Genomic DNA, 18,823 nt, shown 5'->3' on the forward strand with positions numbered 1-18,823 from the left:
AGTGCCCCCTGTGGGACTCGAACCCACAACCCAAGACTTAAAAGGACTCTGCTCTGCCAATTGAGCTAAAGGGGCAACAAATGCCTAGTGTACTACATTTTGTAGACTAATCCAACTCATGTCTACATGTAGCGTGTGTTTTGTGGCAAGTTGCTGCAAAATTGCAGGCAAAAATCACAAATTGATCTGTCCTAATTCTTCAAGTTTTTCTTTAATCTGAGTTGCAGTCGGCTCAACCATAAAACTTCCATCGCTAAAAGTAACGACAGGAATATGCTTCTGCCCACTAATATCAATAGCCTTTTGTTCGGCGCCTTCTTCAGATTCAATGTTATGCCAAGTAAAAGCAGCATTAAACTTATTAAGCGCAGCTTTAGCTCTGATGCAATCGCCACACCAATCTGCTCCATAAACATCAATCAATGGCGAGTTTTCCATACGCAATACCCCAATTCAATTTCTGATTACAAAATTAACTTACAAAAGCATTGTATTAAAATGCTAATATTTACGTGATTTTTGCTTACTGTAGCAACAGTCTTCGTTACATTCTAATCAACTGTCCCTTTAATTTCATAGTCTTTATTATATGAATATAGTTATGGATTTAGATTTGATTATATGGTCCACTGTTGGCACAGTTGTTTTAGCAGTGCTTTTAGTGACTGCGGCAGTTGTGCTGAGAATTATCAGTAAGTCGCGAGGTCCTTTAATACCTACTAGCAAAGATAATCCACTGCCTAGCGTAGCTAAAAGTGATAGTAATGTTGATCAATCTGCGCCCGAAAACGTTGCCTCTCGAGTTACAAGATTGCGTTCTAAACTTGCTAATAGTGCGAATCCTTTTGGTCGTGCTCTGTTCAATATATTGAGCAAAGATAATCTTAGTGAAGACGATTGGCAAGATGTAGAAGATACGCTTTTAATGGCAGATGTTGGAGCACAGGCAAGTGATGAGTTGGTTGAATCACTTAGAAAAGATGCTAGGATTTCTGGAACAGCAAGCGCACAAGATGTACGTGAAATACTTCGTGCAAAATTGCTGGATATCGTTGGTGCCAAAACAGATAGAAGCCTAAATGCGGATTCTTCTAAAGCTCATAAGCCAAGTGTAATCATGATGGTTGGTGTAAATGGCACTGGTAAAACCACTACTGCTGGAAAGCTTGCGCGACTAATGGTTTCTAAAAATCGTTCTGTAATATTAGCTGCAGCAGATACTTTCCGCGCTGCAGCTGCCGACCAGCTTGAAACTTGGGCAAATGTTGTAGGTGTTAAAATCGTTCGATCCGAAAAAGACGGTGCAGATCCGGCTTCTGTAGCATTTGACGGTGCCGCCAAAGCTAAGGAATCCAATTCAGATGTTTTGATTGTAGACACGGCTGGAAGGCTGCAAAATAAGGCAAATCTTATGGACGAGCTTGGCAAAATTCGCCGAGTTATTGAAAAAACTGTTCCTGTAGATGAAGTCCTTTTGGTTCTTGATGCTACAACTGGTCAAAATGGCATGGTCCAGGCAAAAGTTTTTGCTGAGGCAATTGGAATTACAGGTGTGGTTTTAACTAAGTTAGACGGTTCCGCGAAAGGCGGTATCGTGGTTTCTGTTCAAAAAGAGCTAGGCGTTCCTGTGAAGCTTGTCGGATTGGGAGAAGGTCCAGACGATCTAGCTCCATTCGATCCAGAAAGTTTTGTGGATGGAATATTGGATTAATCTATCGTAATTAGTTATTAATCACGCAGCGCTAGTTGAGTAGAATATAAAAGAACATATAAAATAGAATATTGAAGACATAACCGCCGAGGGTTGTGTATTGTGAGGTGAAAGATGACCGCAATGGATCCGCAATGGGCATTATTGGCCGCTGCTTTAGTGTTTATAATTACGCCAGGGATTGCTCTATTTTATGGCGGTCGCGAACGAGCAACATCTATGGTCAATATGATGATGCTTTCTGCTGGAGCTATTGCGGTAACAACCATAGTTTGGACGCTATGGGGATGGTCAATGGCTTTCGCTGGTAAAGACATGATTGGCGGCGTTGTGGGTGATCCTGTGAGTGGTTTGCTTCTACGTGATTCAATGGTTGCAGATCATGGAATTTTTACTTCTATGGACGCAAACACAGGCTTGTCGGGCGGAGGTATTCCAGCAGCCTTTAGATTAGCGTGCGCTGTCGTAGCGGTTGCTCTTATTACTGGTGCGTTGGCTGGACGCGTAAAATACGCAATTTGGCTTATATTCGTGGCGGTATGGGTCACTTTAGTATTTGCTCCTCTAGCGCATATGGTTTGCGGAGGGGGATTGCTTTCCCCTAATGGCGCAATATCACAAGCTTTAGGAATTCAAGTACATGATTTTGCTGGAGGATCGTTGCTGCACCTGACTGCAGCAGTTTCTGCGCTTGCAATCGTGCTAATTATTGGTGGTCATGCGCACTTCCCGTTAAAGCGATTTGTGCTTCATACCAAATCCTCTACTGTTCAAGGTAACAGTAGTAATAATTTTGAGCATAAGGGAAATTTGGTTCGTGCATTGTGGGCTGACGTTGCGAGATTTAGTAAATTAGAGACTAATACGGGTTCATCATCTTCTAAGGCAGAAGATTCTAATGGTTCTGTTGAAGCTGTTAGTGATGTTGCTGATAATTCTGTAAATGTTCTAAAACGCCATCCGCATAATGTACCGTTTGTTGTTCTGGGAATTTTTATTATTTGGTTTGGCTGGCTTGGCTTAATGATTGGATCTTCTGTAGGTCTTCCTGGAGTTGCTGGATATGCTTGGGTTTCATCCACTATTACAGCATCTGCTTCTATGCTTGCTTGGGGTATTACAGAGCGTTTGCGTTCAGGTTGTTTTACTGCTGTTGGCGCCGCGTCTGGAATTATGGCGGGTTTGGCCGCTAGTTCTGCCGCTGCAGATGTGATTGCGCCTTTATGGGCAATGGTATTAGGAGTTATTGTTGGTGTCGTTACATGCCTTGCAACGCATTCTAAGACTTTTGCGCGTTATGATGGAGCGCTTCATGTTGTGAGCGTGAACGGCATCGCTGCTCTTATCGGTATTTTTGCAGTGGGATTATTTGCTGATAGTAGCGGACTGTTTTGCGTTGGTGACTGGCATCAGCTTATCGCGCAGATTTGTTTACTTGTAATCACTGTTCTTTATTCCGGTGCAGTTACTGCTTTAGTTGCATTTGGTTTAGAGAAGCTTTTTGGTTGGAGAATATCGGAAGCTAAAGAGCGTAAGGGTGTTGATTTGGCAGATCAGGGTGAGCGCGCATATGACTTTTCGAGTATTGCTCAAGCTAGAGCTGGAGCTGTTGTAGAAGTTGCTGATTCTGAAGAAGGGAAAACCCAAGTGGCAGTTCTTACTCCAGTAGCTATTTCTGTTGATGAATCAGTTGTAGACGCAGATGGTGATTCTGTAGATGCAGATGGTGATTCAACGGTTGCTGGCGATAATTCAGCTCATTCTGATGATAATGTTTCTGCTCAATCGCAAGACGAAGTTGAATTGGGCGAAGAGAAGATTGAAACTGAAAATGATGGAAAAGAGTCAGAAAATTCAGAAGAATCTGATTCTAGTTCTGTGGAAAATAAGTCAGATAAATCTAGAAGTAATTCTAAGAAATCTCAAAAGAAGCAATAAAATATCAAAGTTTGTGTAAAGTAATCCCCCATTGGTGTGAATATCTCAAGATTATGACACACACGGGCTAAGTGATGTGGATAAAAACTTTGAGTTATCCACATTTTAGGCGTGTTGCTGTGTGTATCTCAAAAAGTTATACACAAATGGGGGATAACATTGTGGATATCCTGCGGATAACTTTTCCAAAAACAATTTTGATTTGCAATTGGCAAATATTTATGATAGCGAAATAAAAAGGAAAAGTCGCAAGCTACCGAACATCAGATTTAGAAAAGTAATGTAATAAGTAATAAAAATAATAGTTTTATTAAATACTTAATCTAATAAGTTTTTTCGACAGTACAATAGTGCATTATGACAATAGCCAAGAGTAACGCAGCTACCAATAGACAAGAAGATAAAGAATCTGCTATAAACAAAAAAGATTTACTGAAGCATATATTTTCTCTAGCTATTCCTACATTTGGACAGCTTATTGCAGAGCCAGCGTTTGTTTTAATAGACACCGCAATAGTAGGTCATTTAGGTAAAACGCAACTTGCAGGGCTTTCAATAGGATCAACTGTGCTTTTAACAACAACGGGACTATGCCTGTTTTTGGCATACAACACCACAAGCCAAGTCGCGAGACTATTGGGTGCTGGGAAAAATCGTCAAGGACTAAGCGTTGGAGTGGACGGTCTATGGCTGGCTCTTGGGTTAGGTGTTGTTTTAACGCTTGTTTTAATGGTGTTCGCAGGTCCGCTTTGTCAAAGCTTTGGTGCAAGTGGAGATACGCTTAAAAACGCGATTATTTACACTCAAACTGTTATGCCAGGATTGCCTGCGATGCTACTAATTTACGCGGCAAATGGCATATTCAGAGGACTTAGCAAAGTAAAAATCACACTTTTTGCTGCAATAAGTGGAGCTGTGCTAAACGCTATTTTAGATATTCTATTTGTGTTTGGAATGAATCTTGGCATTTTTGGATCTGGAATAGCAACAATGATAGCGCAATGGTATATGGGTATTGTTTTAACGCTTCCAGCGATTTTTTGGGCAGCTCGCGAAAAAGCACGTTTGCGTCCGCAAGCGCATAGCATACTTAAAAGCGCTGGAAGTGGTATTCCGCTGTTTATACGCACATTGGCGTTGCGCGCGTGCATGGTTGCCACTGTTGCAGCGGCTGCTCGTCTTGGAACAAATACTTTAGCTGCATACCAAGTTGCAAATTCTTGCTGGAATTTTGTTATGAACATATTAGACGCTATAGGGATTGCTGCTCAAACAATAGTCGCCTCTGCGCTTGGAGCTGGATTATTAAAACGCGCTAACATAATCACAAAAATATGCGCACAAGTAGGCGCATTAAGTAGCGTAATCGTTGGAATTTTAATGATATTTGCAGGATGGCTACTATCCCCGTTATTTAGCCCAAACGTAGAAATACAACTTTTAGTTTCAATAGGAATGACGATTCTTGGAATTTTCTTGCCGTTATCTGGATTTATGTGGGCTTTAGACGGAGTGCTAATCGGAGCTGGAGACCACAAGTATTTGGCCAAATCGTGCTCGATTACAGCTATTGTGTACCTTCTTGCGATTAGTGCAATGTGCTTTGTAAATATAGCTTTCTGCTCTACTGACATAATTAGAACCGTGTCATTGTGGGTGGCTCTGAACCTTGTATACATTGGTGGAAGAGCTTTAGGAAATTCTCATAGGGTTAAAACAGATGATTGGATGAAGTCTGCAAGTCTGTAAGTATGTAAATATGTGAAATATTCAAATATGTGAAATATTCAAATATGTGAAATATTCAACTTGCGACTTGTGTTGGTTTATATCAACTTTTGTTGGTGTGCTCCGTGCAGGCGTTTATACTCGATTCTATGGCAGGTAATGATATGTGGAAGTCAAGTAGAAATGACGCAAACCAGTCAGGCAACGCATCATATAACAGTATTTTGTTTGACAAGGTTCCGCCTCACGACGAAGACGCGGAAATGGCCGTTTTAGGTGGAATGCTAATGAGCAAAGATGCCATTGGCGAAGTTTCGCAAATCCTAGAAACAGCAGACTTTTATGTGCCAAAACACCAAACAATTTACGACGCGATCATAAGCTTATTTTCTGGTTCACAACCAGTAGATGTTGTTTTAGTCGCAAACGAGCTTCTAAAAGACGAAAACCTGGAGAAAATTGGTGGAGCAGACTACCTGCATAGTCTAGTTGCATCAGTTCCAACAGCTGCAAACGCGTTATATTACGCGGATATTGTACACAAAAATGCGATTTTGCGAAATGTGATTGCTGCTGGAACAAAGATTGCGCAAATGGGGTATTCTGCCACGGGAGATCAAGCAGAAGACGTTGTAAATCTTGCACAATCCGAAGTTTACGAGATGAGTTCTGGCAAAGTTCGCCAGGATTATTCTGCTATTGGTCCTGTTGTTCAAGATGCTCTCGAACAATTAGACAAGTTGCAAAGTAACGAGATTGAAAAAGGCGTTCCAACAGGATTTAGAGATATTGACGAGATGACGCAAGGCTTGCAACCAGGGCAAATGGTAGTCGTAGCTGGTAGGCCTGCAATGGGAAAGTCAACTCTTGGAATCGACTTTGCGCGTTCTGCAGCGTTGCATCACAATATGACAACAATCGTGTTCTCGCTAGAAATGAACAAATTGGAGCTTGCTCAAAGGATAATTGCAGCCGAAACGGATATTCCAATGACGGCAATGCATCGCGGGACTTCAGAAGACATTACAACAGATAGATGGACTAAGCTAAATGCGTTTTGGTCAAAAATGAAAGACGCTCCGCTTTTTATAGACGATAGCCCAAATATGAGTCTTATGGAAATTCGCGCAAAATGCAGGCGACTAAAGCAAACGAACGATCTAAAGTTGGTTGTAATCGACTATTTGCAACTTATGACTTCTGGAAAGAAAGTTGAATCGAGGCAGCAAGAGGTCTCGGAGTTTTCGCGTGCATTAAAGCTTTTAGCAAAAGAGCTAGAAGTGCCAGTTGTTGCGCTAAGCCAGCTAAACCGCGGACCAGAAATGCGAAACGATAAAAAGCCTCAGCTTTCAGATTTGCGCGAATCGGGATCTATTGAACAGGATGCTGACGTTGTGTTTCTTGTGCATAGACCTGATTTTTACAACAAAGAAGATCGTCCAGGCGAAGCAGACATTATTATGGCAAAGCATCGTAATGGCCCTACAGAAACATTTAATCTAGCTTTTCTTGGAGCAACGTCTAAGTTTAAAGATATGCCGCAAGGATACCAGCCGCAATCATATTCGCAAGGTAATGATGCTCAAGGTTATGATTCGCATCAGTCTCAGGCATATCAGCAGTAGAGTTAATAGGGGGATTGATGATCGTCAAAAATAAAGTGGTAAAACGCTGTTGTTTTGGATTCATAATGCCAGCTGTAGGGAAACTGGTTAGGATGATTTCGCGCGCGACAAACCACGGAGGAAGTGCTTTACCAGGCAAAGTTGTGGAAACACTAGACCCTGGGTTTTTGGCTAGAACGCTAGGAAAATTACCTTATGGTGTTGTGTTAATTTCTGGAACTAACGGTAAAACCACTACAACTCGCATGGTTGCGTCTATGCTTAGAGATGCTGGATTGCGCGTGTTTACAAATCCTACGGGATCGAATTTTACACGTGGAGTTGTAGCAGCATTGGTGCAAGAAATGCCTGTTTTTGGCACAAAGTTAGATGCGGATATAGCTGTTTTAGAGCTTGATGAAGCTTATGCGGTGCATTTTGTAAATCAAATAAAGCCGCGCTATTCGCTTCTTCTAAACGTTATGCGAGATCAGTTAGATAGATTTGGCGAGATTGACACTACAGCTAAATTGTTGAGCAATGTTGCGCACGCAACTAAGCGAGTAGTTGTGTTAAATCGCGAAGATCCGCGAATTTCTGCGCTTTCTAAAGATGTTTTGCCGTCTTGTAAGGTAAAATATTTCGGTTTGGACGAATCGCTAAGAAGCATGTTTCCAACTGACGACGATTTGCATAGTGATTTGGGTTGCGATTTTAATGGCGATTCGCGTAATCTTCCGCATGCAGATGTTGTTTTGGCAAAAGTTGCAGATAATAAAGCCGATTTTTTGATTGATGGGCATAGAAAAACCACTAGCGTTAAGCTGCGAGGCGTGTATAACGTTTTTAACGCGGCTGCTGCGTCTACGATTGTGCGCGCTATTTTGGCAGATGCTGCTAAAAAAGATGCAACACTCGCAAAATTCGACGACGATGCGCTTATGGAAGCTATTTCTCGTGTAACGCCAGCATTTGGTCGAGGCGAAGTAATCGAAGTTAACGGCGCTCCTGTGGAGCTTGTTCTAGTGAAAAATCCTATTGGATTTAGACTTGCGCTCGCTTCGGATAAGCCTGCAAATCATGACACAATGATTGCGATTTGTGACGAATACGCGGATGGGCGAGACATGAGCTGGCTGTGGGACGTTGATTTTACATGCTTTAGTGGCACTGGAGTCACTTGTGTTTCTGGCACGCGCGCGTGGGATATGGCTTTGCGTTTACAATACGACAAAGTTGCCTCTAGAAATGTGAACACTGATTTAGAAGAAGACGTTAAAGCTTTTGTGAATGGCGATTTTAGTAGCAATGCTAAAAACGCAAAATGCATATATTGCACATACACTGCAATGCTTCGCGTGCGAGCTGCATTAGGGCAAATCGCAAGCGTTAAAGACGTTGGAGTTGGAAAGTAGCAAGAAAGTAGTCGTCATGAATGATATGAGTGATGTTAATTATATTAGTCAAGCGAATGCTACTAATAAAGCCGAAAATCGTGTATTAGATATTGTGTCGCTGTACCCGAAAGACATGAATATTTACGGTGACTATGGCAATGTACTTACGATTATGCGTCGAGCGGAATTGTACGGTTACAAGCCTGTGCTTCACGAGTACAACGTTGGCGATGATTGGCCAAAGCGAGTAGATATGGTTCTTGGTGGCGGCGGTCAAGATCATGGTCAAAGTAGAGTTACGGATGATTTATTTGCGCGCGCGGACGCGATTCGCGAGCTTGCAAAAAATGGCGTTCCAATGCTTATGATTTGCGGTCTTTACCAGCTTTTTGGAGAGTACTTTGAGACTATTGAAGGCCAAAAGCTTAAAGGCATAGGCATACTCGGAGAGCATACGGTTGGTCAAGACGTGCGCATGATTGGAAATCTTGTTGAGCATAGCCGCGATTTTGGAGATATTGTGGGATACGAGAACCATTCTGGTCGCACAAGTTTGGAGAGTGGTACGCAGCCACTCGGCTCAGTTGATGGCGAAAATTGCGGAAATAACGGCGAAGATCATACGGAAGGTGCGCGCAAATACAACGTTATCGGCACTTATATGCACGGATCAGTTTTGCCAAAAAATCCGCGTTTGTCTGACTTTTTAATTTGTACAGCTGCGCAGAATCGTTACGGAGAATTTGCGCCAAAGCAGACTAATGCTCAGCGTGCGGAGCTTGAAAAATTGGACGAATTAGCAGATCGCGCTCGCGAAGTGGCAGTAACTCGTCCGCGGTAAATTAACATAGGCGTATGCGCGATTTAGTAAAAATTTGATTGATTATTTTATTTTATGCGCATAGTGTGTATAATCTTTTTATGAGATACAAAGAGATTGAAAAACGTCTTAAGAAGGACGGCTGGATACTTTTTGCACAGCGTGGAAGTCATTGCCAATTCGTACATAAAACTAAAGCGGGTAAAGTCACAGTGCCTAAACATCCAGGTGATATTAACCCATCTGTTGTTAAGTCAATTTGGCGTCAGGCGGGAATTAGTGAAGCAAAGGTGAAATGATGAAATTAGCGTATCCTGTTATTCTTACTCCATACGAAGATAATAGCGGAGGTTTTGTTGCAGAAGTCCCTGATTTGCCAGGGTGTGTAACTGGCGGTAGTAATCTTGCAGAGGCTCTGATTATGGCAGAAGATGCAGCAAGTGGATGGGTTCTTACGGAACTCGAAAGTGGTAAAACTGCGCCAAAAGCTAGCGATATTAGTGATATTGTTGTAGAAAATCCTAATTCAAAGTTGTCTATGGTTGCGCTTGATATGGATTCCTATGCTGCAAAATACGGTTCTCAGGCAGTTCGTAAAAATGTTACTGTTCCAGCTTGGCTTGACACTTGGGCACAAAAAGCTGGCATCAGCTACAGTGGAGCTTTGCGAGATGCTTTAGAAGCTTTATATGCTAAAGGAGCTGTGAATAAAGCTTAGTTGTATTATTAGCTATATTATCTGATTTGTTATGCAATATTGCAGCAATCAATTAATACAAAATAACCTGCTGAAAATTGCAAAGTGTTGCAAATCAGCAGGCTATTTAAATGTAGAACTGATGAGTATATGATTACATAGCCGCTGTGTATATTTGACAACTGGTATTTATTGTGATAAAATAGTAAAAAGGAATTTTATATAATAATGGAGTTATATATGAAAAACAAAGTTGTTTTGCATTATGCATTTATATCTGCGCTATTTTCTATTATTTTAATATTGTCATTTGCTAATGTTGCTCAAGCTGAATCATCTGACTATAAACCAGAGACTTATGTAGATTTTCCCAAAAAGCAGCATAAGACAAAATTTCAGAGTATGTATTTTTCTTTACTAGATACTTATGAAAATCCAGAGTTAGTAAAAAAGTTCTATATTTCAAAATATTTTACAGAATTACAAAGAATACAGAGCGAAGCTATGCTTCCTTCTCTTAGTGAAGAAACAGCTACTATTTACAAGAATTCTCTTTTTAATTCCTCGCATAAAGATAACAATAATGTAACAAAAATATTGCAATTTCTAGATATATATGAGAATAAATATGAAAATAATCAGATTCTATCAGAATTGCATAAATTAGAGTTAAAAGTATTAAAAAATGAACTAACACAAAAGGAAGCTATTAATATTGCAAAATTGTGGCTTCCATCAAAGCAGGAGGTTACACCTCGCAAACCTTTACTTACTGAGAGAAATTCAGGCATAAATCTTGAAGCGGCCAGAGCATATGCGCGAGAATGGGCGTGGAAAATAAATCCAAAATATGGTGAAGAAAAAAGTAAGTTAATATTTCCGGCAGATTGCACAAATTTCGCTTCGCAAATTCTATATGCTGGTGGTATTGGTATGGATAAGCATAATGATGTATTTAAAGGGTGGTGGTGGAAAGCTAGAGGAGATCGTTCGGTTTCTTGGATTAATGCCAATGTTTTTAAAAATTATATGGGGTATGGATTTAGTACAAGTTATTGGGGAATGTTAGTAGATAATGTTAGGGATGGAGATTTTATTGGTGTTGATGAAAGTAATGATGGTACTGTCGATCACATAGGGTTTGTATTCCTAAAAAGCAACGGTAGATTGCGTATAGCTCAACACACTGAAAATTATTTAGATTGGGATAAGAATTGGTATTCATTCAATGGTGAAGGAGCTTATTATCGTGTTCGTCGTTAAATATTGGAAAGAATGGTTTTTACCATTATCTTTTGTATTTTTAGCAGTTTTATTGCTTATTAAAATGCCAGGAAAGTATCCAGCAGATTTTGATTTAAGTCTTTTGGGTGTTGTGTTAGTTTCAATTATTTCACCAATAATTCAAATGATTGTTGGGTTGTGTAATAGAGGATTAATTCGTAAGAAAATATTAATTATTATTGATAGCATATTAATACTTGCTGGCTTTATTGAAATATTCTTTGGCCAATTTATTGTTGTACATGTTTTGAATCGTGGAATGGTCAAGTACACAATGGATCGTGGACCGCAAGTTAATGTTGCTACTGTTGCAGCTGCATCTATCGTAGTTGTCTCAATGGTGTTATGGAGTATTCACGAACTGGAATTTAATAGTAATAAAATTAAACGAATATGAGACCGGCAAATAATTAAAGATGTAAATACAAAAGCCTGCTGAAGCTTGCAAAGTGTTGCAAATCAGCAGGCTATTTTGTAGTTTTATTTCTAGCTTTTGATTCTAGTTTTCGTTTGATTTAGCTAGTGACTATTAGTCAATCAAGCCGTACAAGCGATCGCCAGCGTCTCCAAGACCTGGAACGATATAAGCTTTGTCGTTCAAATGCTCATCAACAGCGCAAACAACAACCTTAAAGTCAATAGAAGGATCAATCTCCTTCTCAATGCGCTCCAAGCCTTCTGGCGCTGCCAAAATGTTAATAGCAGTAACATCTTTAGCGCCGCGCTCTGCCAAGTAGTGCGTAGCAGCAATAAGAGTGCCGCCAGTGGCAAGCATTGGATCCAGCAAGAAGCATTGACGACCAGTCAAATCTTCTGGTAAACGGTTAGCATAAGTGACGATGTCGAGAGTCTGCTCGTCGCGCTTCATACCAAGGAATCCAACCTCAGCAGTTGGAAGAAGGCGAGTCATGCCGTCAAGCATACCCAAACCTGCGCGCAAAACTGGCACAACCATTGGGCGTGGGCGGTTCAAATGCTTGCCAGTCATCTTGCAAATAGGAGTTTCAATCTCGCGATCGCTAACTTCCAAATTGCGGGTTGCTTCGTATGCTTCGAGAGTTACCAATTCGGAAACTAACTCGCGGAAAATGTTAGAAGGTGTATTCTTATCACGCAAAACGGTGAGCTTGTGGTCCACCAGCGGATGATGTAAAACATGAAGATCCATACCTTCTAGATTAGTGCAAGTGCGGCATGTTAAGCTATCGGCGTGCCGTGACTATTTAGAAAAAATATAAACAAGTGTTAATGAAGGTTGAATTTTGTGAATTGCTGGAGAATTAAAACATACTTAAAAACGCTGACTTGCGAAAGCGCCTGTCGGCGCAAACGCCGCTCGCAGCGGCAAAAAATGGAGCCCGGGGCTTAAACACAAGCCAGCGTCACTTCCCGAGTATACATGCTTTTAGATTTCAGCGCGCCGCGCTGTTGTATAACAAATAAACGCAGTGTGATAACAAATAAACTAATCGAGTTTTCCAAGTCTCCACAATTTAGCTCCATTAGCGAAGCATAAGGAAAGTGCATGCATGTTTGCGGATTTGTGCAAAACGCTAGCAAGACGCTGTGAATCATCTCTTTTGGAATCGTTCATCTTCTGTGTTAATTTTTTCGCGTAAGAACGCATTCCGCACGAAATAATCGCAGTAAACGCAGAAGCTCGATATAGAGCAACAGCAAAATCGCCCGTAAAAGCACCAGAAAGAATAGAATCCGCGAGTCGCGCAATATCTTCTCCTGTAGGAGATTCGTCAATTCCAGTAATTGCGGAAGCGCTAGTTGCAGAGGGTTCTCCAAGATTCCAATACTCCGCATATGCTTCTCGCTGCTTACGCAAAGACTCCCTAAGCAAATATAGCCTAAAAAGCATTCCAGGAAGCGAATCTGGTTGCGCTTGACTCCACAAGTCTGCGATGACCTCAATACCCTCATTTTCAACCAAATTCAGTACGCGTTCCACAATCTCTGGAGATTGTGTTTTATGCACGCGGTTAAGCAGAACTGCTGCTGAAGTGTGGCTGATTTCGTTTACAATTTGTGGATCTGTGCCGCCTTCAATTTGCGCGAGCATTGCAGGATCCATTTGTGCAGGTCTGCTTGGGCGACTTGCACCTATTGGACTTGGCATAAAAGCAGATCTGCTCGAATGGATAGAACTCGATTGTGAATTAAGGCTAGTAGACAATTGGTAACACCTTTTCAATATCAATAATGCGAGCGCCTTTAGAAGTATTGCTAATATGCAAAACTATTGCGCTACCAGTAGGCATGTATGGAGATTTTTGGCTAAGTATACGTTTATGCGCTCGCGGTTTTGTGATTCCTCGCAAATAGTCAAAGAAAGTGCCGATAATAGGGCGATGCAAACACATAACTATTGAATTGTTAATATTTGCTTCTGTGTTTTGTGTGTTTTGTGCGTTGCAATCAAGATTTTGTATTTCACTTATAAGAACAGATAATGTAGATTTTGGTTTATTCTCATGATGATCTTCAGTAAGTTCCGCAATCTGTTCTATAGAAAGAGAAGAATCGTGTGCAAAAGTTGCAACAGTTTCCACGCAACGTTTCCAAGGTGACGAGACAATTCGATTTGGAGCATAGCAAGCAAGCTCACGACCTAGAGCGTAGGATGCTGCAGATCCAAGAGGAGTGATTGGACGAGTTGCTTCGCTGCCTTGCCATGATTTACGTGATTCAGCTTTTCCATGTCGTACTAGTATCAATGTCTTATATTCAGTTTGACCATCGTGTAGCTTTTCAAGAAAAGCATCTAAAACTTTTCTATCGCTATCGTGTGTGAGTTTTTTGCGAGCTTTAGAAGGAGTAAGCCATATAACATTGCCAATTTCAGTAGGTTTTGCTGGTTTTATTGGACCAAATGCTGGTAGTCGCTTCATTGCGGCATTCTCGTCTATTTCGCGCATCATCCAGTAGTGAATTCGCTTAACTACTTCTGTTTTGTTGTTGTTTTGTGAACTGTTTTTCGCACCGCTTTTTGAGATTGATTTTTTGCCTTCGTTTTCAAGCGGATATTCTATTTGTGCAATGTGAGGTCCTAGTGTTACTGCGTAGCCTGTTTCTTCCCCAACTTCGCGCACAGCTGTGTGACGATGCGATTCTTTTGGCTCATTCTTTCCTTTTGGCCAGCTCCAATCGTCATATTTAGGACGGTAGACTAGGCAAAGCTCAAAGTCGTCATCGCTTATCATGTTCGCTTGATTGCTTGTTTTTTTCAAGTCACTTGTGTTTGAGCTGTCTATTGTATTTCGCTTGCGATAAATAATTCCGCCAGCCGCCTCAACGTATCGCGTCGTTACTACACTCATATTCACTATTTTAGCGGTTTTCTTTCGCAACTTTTAGTTGTTCCTGGTTATTTATTACGATTCGTTTATTCGCTTATTTGGTTAGAGTCAATTTAGTTGCTGGTTTTCGCATATTTACGTTGCTTACGTTTATCACAGTCATGATAGTGATAAAAGCGCTGTGACTGTCATTTTTTCAATTTTGACAGTCATCTACTATTTGACAGTGATTTTTCGTATTTGACCGAGATGTGTCGACTTATGACTGTCATTTTAACTTCCGTGACTGTGATAATTCACTCCACAGACGTGATGACTCATCAATATTGCGCCATCATCTCACCCACATCTAGATTATTGCTGTTAATAACAGTAATGAAGACATATGTAGTTACATCATTAATTCACAATTTTTCTGACAAATCTATTCCTGATACACGCTTGCATTCATTTAATATTGTTTCTACTATTTCTGGAACATCTGTCCAAGGAGCGTAGTTTGACTTTTGAGTTACTGAAGGGTGATTTTTGCGATTTTCTATCTGTTCGGTTTGCATATGCTGCTTTGCGTTTTTAAAAGCATTCTTATAGTTTCCAGTTAATTTTTCTAATTGGATATGCTTATTTTTATTCCCAGTAGTGTTGTGAAGTAGCCCAAGTTCTTTTGCTTCTTTTTGGCAATCTCGCGTTTCTGTGCAAGAAAGAGGACAGCTTTTTATATGGTCAATAAGCCATACTTCGAAGCAAGGGTTGGAAATTACTAATTTTATCTTCCCACAAGTTGAATCCGACTTAGATTGAGCTTGTTGAATTTTTTCTCCAAATTCATCAACGTCTGTTACAACCCATACCAGTGTAAACGGATCGTAGTTTTCTTTTTTCGCTTCTTTGCAGTCTAATCTCTCAAGTTTAATCGCATAATTTGTTAAAGTGAGTGGATCTACGCCCTCTTTTTCTATGTTAATTGATTTATGAATATCCCATGATGTAGCACAATATTTACTTACTTCTGATTTTATATAGCTAAAATACTCAAACTCTGTAACTACACCGTCACAAACAATGAGGAATCTTTTATTTCGTTTCGACTGTTTCTTTGAACGGCCGTGTGATGGAACATGAACCATAGCCCGCTCCTCATGAATACTAGTGTTTTATATCGTTTTGAATACTGGTAGTGTTTTAGCTTCTGTTAGTATTTGTAAGTATTTCCGCAAAAACATCATATAGAGACGGTTGTGGTGCTGAAGCGTATATGTTGTGTTGATAGTTTTTACCAAAGTTTACATTGCGGTTTTCCCATTCCGTAAGTGGATGTAGTGAAGATTCACCTAATGTGTTTTTCTCTATAAACCAAATTTGATCTCTGTCGAGAATAGTTTTGTCGGTTCCAGAATTACTAATAAGACTTAAATCGTGAGTAGTAAAAATTAATTGCGATTGGTTAGGATTCGTTTCTGGATTACTGTAAAGCTTGAGTATTTCAGACACGAATTGCATGCTTAGACTTGTGTCGATTTCATCGATTAGAAGTATGGAATGTTTTGATAATGCATCTATAACGAAAGCAAATAGCAATAATGCTGTTTTAGTTCCTAAAGATTCAAAATCTTTAGGAAGTTGGCAATCTTTTTGACCAGAATGTGTAAACATTAAACGTGAAACACTGAATTTTTGCAATTTTTTAGCGTTTTCAGAAGTGTTATCTGTAAGTTTATTGTTGTCTCCGTCAAGTTCATTAAGAAGATTTGCGAGTCTCGCTAGTTTTTCTGATTGTTTAGCATCTAGCTGTTCGGATTGGACTGTTACACCTTTTAATCCTAAATCTGCATATTTTAGCAACTTGCTAATGTTGGATGCAAAATCTGGATTTTCTTGTAAAACTGTTATCAAATTATTGGAATACTTATCAAAGTCAACTGTTTTGCATTGCTGTGTAGAAGTTATTTCTTCGTATGCAGCTTGCAATGCTTGTACACCTGATGCTGCAGCTGCAGATAGAAATAATGCGTTGTCTCTCGTAATTTTTTCTACAGTTTTTCCTATGGTTTTTAGATTTGAGCCAAATCGCATTGGCTTGCCATGCTCTCGTTCAAACAGCACAGTTTTTCTGTTTGTTGTAGAGCGGAAAAGCCATAGTGCCTCTTCAATAATGTAATCATTATTGAAGGTAAACCAATATTTATATCTGTTGTTATCTTTTGCAATAAATTCTATAAAGAATGTTGACGGTTCATTTTCAGACTCTTTATTTAAAAGAAAAGGGAGTGCATTTATTTTTGAATTTGAGTTACCGGCCTTGAAGCTTCCTTCCACAAAATTTTTTAGAAATGTTATGCATTTTAGCAGATTTGTTTTCCCTGAGGCATTCCCTCCGTAAATGGCTGCAAGAGTTGATACATCTGGATGAGGCCACGAACTGTTTTTTGCATGTACGGTTCTTTGCATGCTGAATTGTTGCGATCGACGAAAGCTTAGTGCGTTTTCTACGCTAAAATTAAGCAACATAGTTGCCTCCAGTGCTAAGTTTGCTATTTGTTTACAAGTAGCATCAAAATTTTTCTGATTATTATCTACTATCTACAGCGATATTCCTTAATATAATAATATCCTAAAATGTCATATTTACAATCTACAAACAGTTTTTTGTATGAAATTTACATAAAAGTAGTTGAAAATTCAAAAAATAAGATTGTTGTTCGTATGTGCGCGGTAGGTAACTTATACTAAACGTAATCGACGTTAAATTCCCAAACTTCCAAAAACTGGCAAATTATGGCGTAAAAAACATGCCAAAACTGGCAAATAATTGCTCAAAAAACCTCCTAAAACTGGCAAATAATGCTATAATCGTTGTAATATCAACATTAAAAAGAGTAAGCCATGGAACGACTAGCATTACAAAAATTAATCGCCTGGAATAGCAAGCCGAATAGCAAGCCGCTAATAATATGGGGTGCGCGCCAGGTTGGCAAAACGTATCTAGTAAAAGAACTTTTTGCGGAAAAATATTATAAAAATAGTTATATTTACATCGATCTTAAAAAAGAAGATGAGGTTCGTAACTTTTGCGAAAGCACAGCAAACGCAGAAAAGATTATAGAATACTTGTCTTTGCGATTTTCCAAGGCTATAGATGAAGGCACTTTGCTGATTTTTGACGAGATCCAAGAATGCCCAAATATTATTTCGTCGCTTAAATATTTTTGCCAAGATTTTAGAAAAATTCACGTAATTGCAACGGGTTCAATGGTGCGAATTAAATTGCATCGCGAAGCTCACAAGCAAAATTCGTCGAAATCAGCAGTTGGTCAATTCCTCTTTCCAGTAGGCAAAATTGACCAGATAACAATCTATCCAATGACTTTTGGTGAGTTCCTACTAAACAATAATAGTCTTCTATATTCAAAGGTGCGCGAAGCCTATGATTCTAAGCAAGCGCTGCCTACAGAAATTCACAATCTTGCGTTAAATGAAGTGTATAAATATTTGCTGATTGGGGGTATGCCAGAAGCAGTACAGGCATACATTGAACGTAAAGATTTACTAGAATCGCGTGAGATTTTGCGCTCGCTTTATGACAATTATCTTGCAGATATGGAGTTGTACCAAGCAAGTAGCGAATCGATTTTAAGATCTCGACTTTTATTTGAGAATATTTTCAGAGAGCTTAACAAGGAATCAAAAAACTTTTCAGCTGGTCTTATTAAAAAAGACAGTAGAACTAGAGATTTTGCGACGTCCATTCAGTGGCTGCTTATGACTCATATTGTTAATCAGTCATTCCAACTCAAAGAGCATATAACCACGCCGCTTATGCAAGAAAACGAAAGTAATTTCCGACTATTTTTGTGCGATATTGGCATGTTCTCATATCAAAGCGGAGTTAATGCAGCATCTTTTATTTCAAACGAAAGAGACAATACGCTATCTGGTATTTTCTTCGAAAATTACGTTGCAAACGAACTTAGCGCAAATGGTTTAAAACTGTTTTATTGGCGCGGAAAATCAGATTCAGAATTGGAATTTATAATTGAATCAAATAACAAACTTTTTCCGATTGATGTTAAAAAAGGCAGAGGAACTCTTAATTCTCTAAATAAGTTTGCAATGCACAACAAGTTTGAGTTTGCAATAAAAGTTTCTAAAAATAATTATGGCTATGATGCAAATCAGAAAATCGCGACTATGCCATTTTATTTTATGACGTTCGTGGCTAGCGATTTGGCTGAGGGAACGCTTGAGATTTAGTCAGATTAGAAGGAGCAATAAATACAACAAGAGCCAGAATCATATTTCTGAATCTGGCTCTTTGCCTATTGTTTATTAGTTACTC

General features: G+C 39.7%; 17 protein-coding genes and 1 tRNA gene. 11 read left to right on the forward strand and 7 right to left on the reverse strand.

Annotated elements, in window-relative coordinates; all coding sequences use genetic code 11:
- Positions 1–2: 2 nt before the first annotated feature.
- Both P0106_RS04780 and P0106_RS04785 read right to left on the reverse strand, forming a co-directional pair.
- A tRNA-Lys gene (locus tag P0106_RS04780) sits at positions 3–75 on the reverse strand.
- A gap of 99 nt (positions 76–174) precedes the next feature.
- The gene (locus P0106_RS04785) at positions 175–438 is read right to left on the reverse strand and encodes a glutaredoxin domain-containing protein (protein WP_004114090.1); all 264 of its coding nucleotides are present in this window, start codon (positions 436–438) and stop codon (positions 175–177) included.
- A gap of 151 nt (positions 439–589) precedes the next feature.
- Between P0106_RS04785 and ftsY the strand changes: the two genes are divergently transcribed.
- From ftsY to P0106_RS04835, 10 genes are all read left to right on the forward strand, one after another.
- Positions 590–1,711: a signal recognition particle-docking protein FtsY gene (gene ftsY, locus P0106_RS04790; RefSeq protein ID WP_410313977.1), complete on the forward strand. Its 1,122-nt coding sequence runs from the start codon at positions 590–592 to the stop codon at positions 1,709–1,711.
- Between the two features lie 114 nt (positions 1,712–1,825).
- Positions 1,826–3,649: an ammonium transporter gene (locus tag P0106_RS04795; protein WP_285064499.1), complete on the forward strand. Its 1,824-nt coding sequence runs from the start codon at positions 1,826–1,828 to the stop codon at positions 3,647–3,649.
- Between the two features lie 357 nt (positions 3,650–4,006).
- Complete coding sequence (locus tag P0106_RS04800) at positions 4,007–5,398, forward strand: MATE family efflux transporter (protein WP_075038464.1); 1,392 nt, start codon at positions 4,007–4,009, stop codon at positions 5,396–5,398.
- Between the two features lie 128 nt (positions 5,399–5,526).
- On the forward strand, positions 5,527–7,002 hold the full coding sequence (gene dnaB, locus P0106_RS04805; protein WP_410310682.1) for a replicative DNA helicase: 1,476 nt from the start codon (positions 5,527–5,529) through the stop codon (positions 7,000–7,002).
- 65 nt (positions 7,003–7,067) lie between these two features.
- On the forward strand, positions 7,068–8,396 hold the full coding sequence (locus tag P0106_RS04810) for a MurT ligase domain-containing protein (RefSeq protein WP_422118835.1): 1,329 nt from the start codon (positions 7,068–7,070) through the stop codon (positions 8,394–8,396).
- A gap of 16 nt (positions 8,397–8,412) precedes the next feature.
- Positions 8,413–9,219: a type 1 glutamine amidotransferase gene (locus P0106_RS04815; protein WP_048730808.1), complete on the forward strand. Its 807-nt coding sequence runs from the start codon at positions 8,413–8,415 to the stop codon at positions 9,217–9,219.
- A gap of 80 nt (positions 9,220–9,299) precedes the next feature.
- The gene (locus P0106_RS04820) at positions 9,300–9,497 is read left to right on the forward strand and encodes a type II toxin-antitoxin system HicA family toxin (protein WP_004116413.1); all 198 of its coding nucleotides are present in this window, start codon (positions 9,300–9,302) and stop codon (positions 9,495–9,497) included.
- A complete protein-coding gene (locus P0106_RS04825) occupies positions 9,497–9,916 on the forward strand; it encodes a type II toxin-antitoxin system HicB family antitoxin (RefSeq protein WP_004116411.1) in 420 nt (139 codons plus the stop codon). The genes P0106_RS04820 and P0106_RS04825 overlap by 1 nt, the downstream gene beginning before the upstream one ends.
- Positions 9,917–10,135: 219 nt before the next feature.
- On the forward strand, positions 10,136–11,158 hold the full coding sequence (locus tag P0106_RS04830; RefSeq protein ID WP_473730512.1) for an amidase domain-containing protein: 1,023 nt from the start codon (positions 10,136–10,138) through the stop codon (positions 11,156–11,158).
- A complete protein-coding gene (locus P0106_RS04835; RefSeq protein WP_018617206.1) occupies positions 11,124–11,576 on the forward strand; it encodes a hypothetical protein in 453 nt (150 codons plus the stop codon). Before P0106_RS04830 ends, P0106_RS04835 begins: the two co-directional genes overlap by 35 nt.
- A gap of 132 nt (positions 11,577–11,708) precedes the next feature.
- On the opposite strand, the gene upp is transcribed toward P0106_RS04835, so the two are convergent.
- The 5 genes from upp to P0106_RS04860 form a co-directional block, all read right to left on the reverse strand.
- On the reverse strand, positions 11,709–12,347 hold the full coding sequence (upp, locus tag P0106_RS04840; RefSeq protein ID WP_004120306.1) for a uracil phosphoribosyltransferase: 639 nt from the start codon (positions 12,345–12,347) through the stop codon (positions 11,709–11,711).
- A 297-nt stretch (positions 12,348–12,644) separates the two neighbouring features.
- A complete protein-coding gene (locus tag P0106_RS04845; RefSeq protein ID WP_004114101.1) occupies positions 12,645–13,307 on the reverse strand; it encodes a hypothetical protein in 663 nt (220 codons plus the stop codon).
- 46 nt (positions 13,308–13,353) lie between these two features.
- Positions 13,354–14,508: an NUDIX hydrolase gene (locus P0106_RS04850; RefSeq protein WP_048730804.1), complete on the reverse strand. Its 1,155-nt coding sequence runs from the start codon at positions 14,506–14,508 to the stop codon at positions 13,354–13,356.
- Between the two features lie 383 nt (positions 14,509–14,891).
- Positions 14,892–15,614 carry an RloB family protein gene (locus P0106_RS04855; protein WP_473730513.1) on the reverse strand — a complete coding sequence of 241 codons (723 nt, stop codon included), beginning with the start codon at positions 15,612–15,614 and terminating at the stop codon, positions 14,892–14,894.
- Between the two features lie 55 nt (positions 15,615–15,669).
- Positions 15,670–16,995 (reverse strand): AAA family ATPase, encoded by a 1,326-nt coding sequence (locus P0106_RS04860; protein WP_473730514.1) that lies wholly within the window; start codon positions 16,993–16,995, stop codon positions 15,670–15,672.
- A 375-nt stretch (positions 16,996–17,370) separates the two neighbouring features.
- Between P0106_RS04860 and P0106_RS04865 the strand changes: the two genes are divergently transcribed.
- Positions 17,371–18,738, forward strand: a complete 1,368-nt coding sequence (locus P0106_RS04865; RefSeq protein ID WP_473730515.1) for an ATP-binding protein — start codon at positions 17,371–17,373, stop codon at positions 18,736–18,738.
- The last annotated feature ends 85 nt before the right edge of the window (positions 18,739–18,823 follow it).

This window comes from Gardnerella sp. c11Ua_71 (assembly GCF_055818025.1).